Source organism: Aestuariivirga sp. (assembly GCF_037139295.1).
Taxonomy (GTDB): domain Bacteria; phylum Pseudomonadota; class Alphaproteobacteria; order Rhizobiales; family Aestuariivirgaceae; genus Aestuariivirga.
On record NZ_JBAXGR010000152.1, the window covers coordinates 1 to 5986 of the forward strand.

The 5986-nt window shown below is 65.8% G+C and carries 5 protein-coding genes; 4 read left to right on the top strand and 1 reads right to left on the bottom strand.

Features of this window, described 5'->3' with window-relative positions; genetic code table 11:
• The 4 genes from WCJ41_RS19725 to WCJ41_RS19740 form a co-directional block, all read left to right on the top strand.
• The coding region (locus WCJ41_RS19725) for a hypothetical protein (protein ID WP_336907549.1) at window positions 1–1419 on the top strand (1419 nt) is incomplete at its 5' end.
• Window positions 1420–1421: 2 nt separating this feature from the next.
• A complete protein-coding gene (locus WCJ41_RS19730; protein ID WP_336907550.1) occupies window positions 1422–1850 on the top strand; it encodes a hypothetical protein in 429 nt (142 codons plus the stop codon).
• Complete coding sequence (locus tag WCJ41_RS19735) at window positions 1850–2755, top strand: bifunctional DNA primase/polymerase (protein WP_336907551.1); 906 nt, start codon at window positions 1850–1852, stop codon at window positions 2753–2755. The genes WCJ41_RS19730 and WCJ41_RS19735 overlap by 1 nt, the downstream gene beginning before the upstream one ends.
• A gap of 3 nt (window positions 2756–2758) precedes the next feature.
• Window positions 2759–5293, top strand: a complete 2535-nt coding sequence (locus WCJ41_RS19740; RefSeq protein ID WP_336907552.1) for a DNA polymerase — start codon at window positions 2759–2761, stop codon at window positions 5291–5293.
• A 248-nt stretch (window positions 5294–5541) separates the two neighbouring features.
• Here the strand turns inward: WCJ41_RS19740 and WCJ41_RS19745 are convergent, their stop codons facing one another.
• Complete coding sequence (locus WCJ41_RS19745; RefSeq protein WP_336907553.1) at window positions 5542–5781, bottom strand: hypothetical protein; 240 nt, start codon at window positions 5779–5781, stop codon at window positions 5542–5544.
• Between the last annotated feature and the right edge of the window lie 205 nt (window positions 5782–5986).

Consider the following 5986-nt stretch of genomic DNA (forward strand, 5'->3'; position numbering starts at 1 on the left):
GAGCTCAAGAGCGTGTACGGCGCCACACTGCGCGGCGTCGTCCCGCGCATCTTCGCCCCTGACGGCACCACGCCACTCACCGCTGCCATTTGTCTCATCATCGATGATGGCGGCGATGCGGTGGGTTTCATACTAGGGAATGAAGATGCCATCGATTATCGCAAGCCCGAGGACATGGGCGCGCTATGGCACGCGAGCAACTCAAACCTCGCCCGCACCCTGCGCCACCCGGCCATTGAGGAGCGGCTGGCGCGCGCCTTCACCGCTATTCGACTCGAAGACGAGATGTTGGCCGCAACGGCGATGGCTGGGCTGCGTGATTTCACCCGCATCAAAATCCCGCTGGCCCACAAGGTTGCCTACGGCGTGGTCAGCGAATGCATCGCCAATGCCACCGATCACTTCCAGCAGGGGTCGCTGAACCTGCTGCGCTCCATCCCGCCGACGATCCGCTTCGCGCTTATCCAGCCACTGCTGGCGCACCCCAAGGCCGACCGGATCCGCGATACGCTTATGGCCGCGCCCATTCTCGCCCTTGCGCCAACCCTGTTGGTGGCGCGTGCCGGTGACAAGCCGAAGGAGATGCTGAAGGCGCTGGGCCTGCCCACCAAGGCCCGCAAGCTGCTAGCGCGCGCCCTTAGCCCCCACAAGCGGCTGATGCTCCAGGACGGCCGGGACCTTGCCAGCGGCGACTGCCCGTGGCTGACGCCTGAACTGCTGATGGCCCTGCCTAAGCACAGTCTCAACCAGTACCGGGTCATCCACATCTGCTTCGGCCTCCGGCTGCGCGAGGTGCCTGACGACAAGATCACCGAGCGCGCCATCTGGGCGGCCCGCAACAGCGCCGAACTCTTCAAGGACAAGGCGCACGTTGAGCGACTGCTCGACTGGTTGAAGGCCGACCCTACAGCGCTGAAGCGCTACGAGGTTCGAGGCTGGTCGCAGGACATCTCGGCCGAGCACGCCCTCGCCGCAGCCCGCGACATGCAGGAGATGCACACGCGGTTGAAGGAGATGAAGACGAAGGGCAGCGCCTTCATCGTTCCGGACTGGTGCGACCGCAAGGAGCGCCTGCCTGCGAGCAAGTGGTTCCTGCGCCCGATCCGGAACGAGGCAGAGCTCGTCGCCGCATCTCGCCGCAACAGCAACTGCGCGGCCGCCTATGCCAACGACTGCAAAAGCGGCGTAGCGCTGCTGGTGGAGATCATCCGCCCGATCTTCGAAGGCACTGGCCTGCCGAACGACGGCGAGCACGAGACCGGGGCGATGGTGGAGCTCTCCTACGCGTGGGGGTGGTGGCACATCGTTCAGAGCAAGGGCTTCGCCAACAAGAGAGCCCAGCCCAGCGCGGCTCAGGCCCTCGACCGCCTCATCACCCAGATCAACGACCGCAACATCAGCAGCAAGAAGGAGGGCTGACCATGACGAAGGAAACCGACACCGGCTTCGGCAAGCTGAACCTCAAGGCCGAGACCCACGTGGTTGCCCCGGGCCGCCACCTCTGCACCATCAGCGATGTGCGCCTCATCTGGAACCGGGACAAGGACACACTCTGGCTCACGATCACCATCGAGGTGCATAGCGAGGACGGCGAGGTTCTGGGGCAGGTTGAAGAGCGCTTCCTCACGGTCGCCGCCAAGCCGACATCACCCCACGCTGGCCGCGTGCGCGAGGGCCTCAAGAGGCTGGCCCTCTACGGCAACGCTATCGGTGTTGATCTCAATGACATCGATCACGACGACATCCTGGGCAAGCTTGTGGGCCACCGCATCCGCGCCGTTATCGGCCGCCGTGGCGTGGGCGTGCAGGCAGAGAACTCGATCTCTGCCGTGCTGAAGGCCGACGCGTGATGTTTGGGCGCCTCGCACATACGCTGCGCGACATGGGCTGGGGCGCCCTCATCCCTCTTGTGCCCGGCGAGAAGAGGCCCGCCATCTCGCAGTGGGAACGCTACAACGAGCATGCGCCCAGCGACCTGCTGATCGATCACTGGGCGAAGACCCACCCGCACTCGGGTATCGGCTTGGCCTTCGGGCCTGACCGGGTGATTGCTTCCGATCTCGACTTCCTCGACTCGAACAAGGCCACCACCGCCCGCGCCATCAATGATGAGCACCTCGGCACTTCGCCCATGATCCGGATCGGCCGCGCGCCGAAGACGCTGCAATTCTACCGCGCCGCGCCCGGGCTGCAGGTGTCGGGCAAGGCATATGGCGGCTTCGAGGTGTTCAGCTGCACGGGGCAGGCGGTGCTCTACGGCATCCACCCTGACACCCGCCAGCCGTATCACTGGCCCGAAGAGAGCCCCGAGACGATCTCGCCTGAAGACCTGCCCACGGTCACGCAATCAATGCTCGACGCCTTCATCGCCGCCATGGAGCCGCTGCGCGAGGATCGCGTCACCCGCCAAGGCGTCACCATCAGCTACACTGGCACCACGGCTGAGTGGCTGCGCCAGTTCTCAGGCATGGCAAGCGCCGAGGAGATGATCGAGGCGGCCTGCGAATGCATCCGTGGCGTTGGCCCCGGCGCGCGCCATGCCACGATGCAGGCCGCGACCATGGCGCTGGTCACGCGCGGCATCGCGCCTCACGAGTTCCTGGCCCAGATCGAGGCCGCTTACGCCGCGACCCTGAACGGCAAGGAGGCGCAAGCCCGCCTCAACGCGGTGAAGGACGCCGCGCGTTGGGCGAACAAGAAGGCATGGGGCGGCGCCGTGAACGTGGAGCCGGTAAGGCTCAAGGTGCGCTGGTAGCCCATGGAGCTCGCCGACCTCGATCTCGTGATCGGTTTCGATACCGAATACGTCGCCGAGCATCCCTCGGCGCAAACGGGCGAGGCGTTGGCGTTTGACCCCGACACCATCATCTCGAAGGGCAACCGGGTGCTCTGCATCTCGTTCGCCATCTTCAGCCCATCCACCGGCCAGCGCTTCAGCGGCATGGTGCCGATCCCTCCGACGCGAACGCGCCGTTGGACCCTGAAGCAGTTCATCGAGCAGGTTCTCGATGCCGCCCTCGATGCGGGCATGATCACACCCGAGAGGCTGCGCGCCGCCGACGACCGCCACCCGAAGGACCGGCGGCAGGGCCTCAAGATCATCCTCTGCGGCCACTTCACCCGCGCCGACCTGCCGGGCTTCGCCGACTTCAACAAGCTGAAGCGCAAGTTCTCGGCGGTGAGGAAGACCTACACGACGATCATGACGCCGCACGTGTTCACGGCAAGGCCGGGGCGACATCGGGCGCAGGTATCGGTCACGATGCGCGATACCCGGCTGCTCACCCCTGCGGGCTATGGCAGCCTCGCCGCCATCGGCAAGATGCTGGGCCTGCCGAAGCTGGCGGTGCCGGAGGTGCGCGACGAGACCGGCGCCATCGTGCCGGGCATCAGGCGGATGGATCTGGTGCAGGAACGTCACCCGGAGGATTTCGAGACCTACGCCCGCCGCGACGCCGAGGTGTCGCTGACCTACCTAGCCGAGGTGCACGAGCTCGCCTGCGAGATGGGCGTTCCGGAGTTCCCGCCGACCATCGGCAGCATGGCCGTGAAGATGTTCCGCAACGGCTGCACAGACTTCGCGGGCTTCATGGGCAGGGTTCAAGATCCGGAGCACAAGAGCCGCCTGATCATGCACCCTGCCATTGCCGAGGCGCAGGGCATCTGGGCAAACGGCTTCCACGGCGGCCGCAACCAAGCCTTCGCCCACGGCATCATCGAGGCGCCCGAGGGCCGCCAGTGGCACGACATCGATGTGGCTTCGGCCTACACCGTCGCCATGGCCGCCATCGGCACAATCGACTGGGACAGCGACAGCCGACCGCGCCGACTCGAAGACATCGCCACCACTGTCGCGGCGACCGTCGCCCGGGTGAAGTTCCAGTTTCCGGACGACACCCGCTTCCCTTGCCTGCCGGTGCGTGCCGGGGTGGGGCTGATCTTCCCCTTGGAAGGCGAGACAACCACCACCGGCATCGAACTCATGGCCGCCATCAACATGGGCGCCGAGATCGAGGTGCTGGGCGCCCACCGCTTCGAGCTCACCGAAGGACCGCACGAGTACGCCACCTTCACCGGCCGCATTGCCGCGTTCCGGGCGAGGTTCAAGTCATCGAACCCGCTCTTCGAGAAGCTGGTGAAGGAGGCGGGCAACTCCCTCTATGGCAAGACCGCGCAGGCGGTGGCTGGCATGCGGACCCAGAACCCCGACAAGGCGAAGCAGTTCGACACCCTGCAAGGCGAGCGCATTGAACTGCCGCCCAGCGCCATCACCAACCCGGTGCATGCCGCCATGACCACCGCCACGATCCGGGCGGTTCTGGCTGAGATCCTCTCAAGCCTGCCCGCCGACCGCCAGGTGCTCTCGGTGACGACTGACGGCTTCCTGACCGACTGCACCATCGAGGAGGCGACGGCCGCCACTGCCGGGCCGATCTGCAGCTACTTCAGGAAGGCTCTGGAGAGCGTGGCGCCCGGTAAGGCTCTGCTGGAGGTGAAACACCGCGCCGCGACCGTGGTGGTGGCCCGCACCCGGGGAGCCTTCACCGTCACCGCGCCCGGGGGCTACGACGGGCCACCCATCCTCGCCCGCGCAGGGCACAAGCTCGAAGACCCGCCCGACGACAAGTGGGCCGAGGCGGCCGAGTTCGTACGCCTCATGCGGGATCGCCGCCCCGACTCGAAGCTGCTGGGGCGGGACTTCATCTCGGTAGAGACCCAGTGGATGGCCGACGCCGATCTGGTGGCCCTGCCGGTCACCCGCCGACTGAACTTGGATTACGACTTCGGCTGCCAGCCCGTCGCGGTAGCCGAGAGCCACGGCCTCCTGCGCTTCGGCACACGGCCTTGGAGGGGGTTGAGGGCATACAAGGTAGCCCGCGACGCCCACGCCCGCCTGAGGGCCTCTGGAGGCCATCTGAAGGGCATAGCTGACTGGCGACAGATTGAGGCCGAGGTGATCGCGGCCGCAGTCACTGGCATCACCACCTCCGAGGAAGCCTGCCTGCTGTGGATGAGGGCCATGGCTGCGGTTCACCTCTGTGGAAAGGGCAAGGCAATGACGCTGGCCGAGGGCGCCGCCGCCATCACGGATCTGGGGCTGCCAACCACGGCGGCTCAGATGGCCGATGCCGGGAAGAACGCCCGGAAGAGAGGGGCCAGAAAGCTGGTTAAGCTCCCAGAGGCGATAGCCCGGTTTCTCACCAAAATCGAGACCCGTTTTGCCCCAACTAGCTTTTCAAAACATGGTGTCACCCTCATCGCGAAGGCCAGAACCCTTATGAAACGGGCCTAAAACATGCCCCAAGTTCTATGGTGTCATCCCCATTATGGGGGTACGAGCGGACACCCTCCCACAACACCCACACCAACCGCGCCACTTATTCCCACGCATAGGCGTGGACGGCGAATTTCCCACAGCACCATCGCGCGGGGGAATTTCGCGACCAAGTACGCGCGCGCGAGGCCCGGACATCGTATTTTCCGGTACTGGCACGCGCGCGCGGGTTTCCGAAGCAGTACGCGCGCGCGAGGTGTTGCTGGTCAGGTGATGTCTCCGAGGCCCACGGGGCTCTTCTCGTGGAACTCCTGCGCCATTTCGCGCACCTCTTTGTAGGCGAGGAACATCGCATTGGCGGTGACCTCATCGCCTTCCTTCTCGGCGGCCAGACGAAGCTCGTGCAGGCGCTCGGCGACGCGCTGGGTGAAATACATGGCGGGGAAGGCGTGGCTCTCCTCGAGGCCCTCGATGCGGGCCTTCAGGGCTCCAATTGACGCGGTCATAGTGGCTGCTCCTTGTGGCTGGAAGCTATTGCAGGCGGCGCCCGCCCACAATGGCTGCGGCCGTGCTATGCTTCAGAAGCTGGCTGAAAGCAGGAGGAGCCCCATGCCCAACGACCGCCCCGTAAACCGCGACCGCTACGGCCGCCTGCTGCCCGGCACAGCCACGCCGAACCCGGGCGGGCGGCCAAAGGTGCCCGAGGAATTG

Excerpts from the sequence above, each read along its gene's own strand:
- WCJ41_RS19730 (WP_336907550.1), top strand. The coding sequence starts at position 1,422 with ATGACGAAGGAAACCGACACCGGCTTCGGCAAGCTGAACCTCAAGGCC.
- WCJ41_RS19735 (WP_336907551.1), top strand. The coding sequence starts at position 1,850 with ATGTTTGGGCGCCTCGCACATACGCTGCGCGACATGGGCTGGGGCGCC.
- WCJ41_RS19740 (WP_336907552.1), top strand. The coding sequence starts at position 2,759 with ATGGAGCTCGCCGACCTCGATCTCGTGATCGGTTTCGATACCGAATAC.
- WCJ41_RS19745 (WP_336907553.1), bottom strand. The coding sequence starts at position 5,781 with ATGACCGCGTCAATTGGAGCCCTGAAGGCCCGCATCGAGGGCCTCGAG.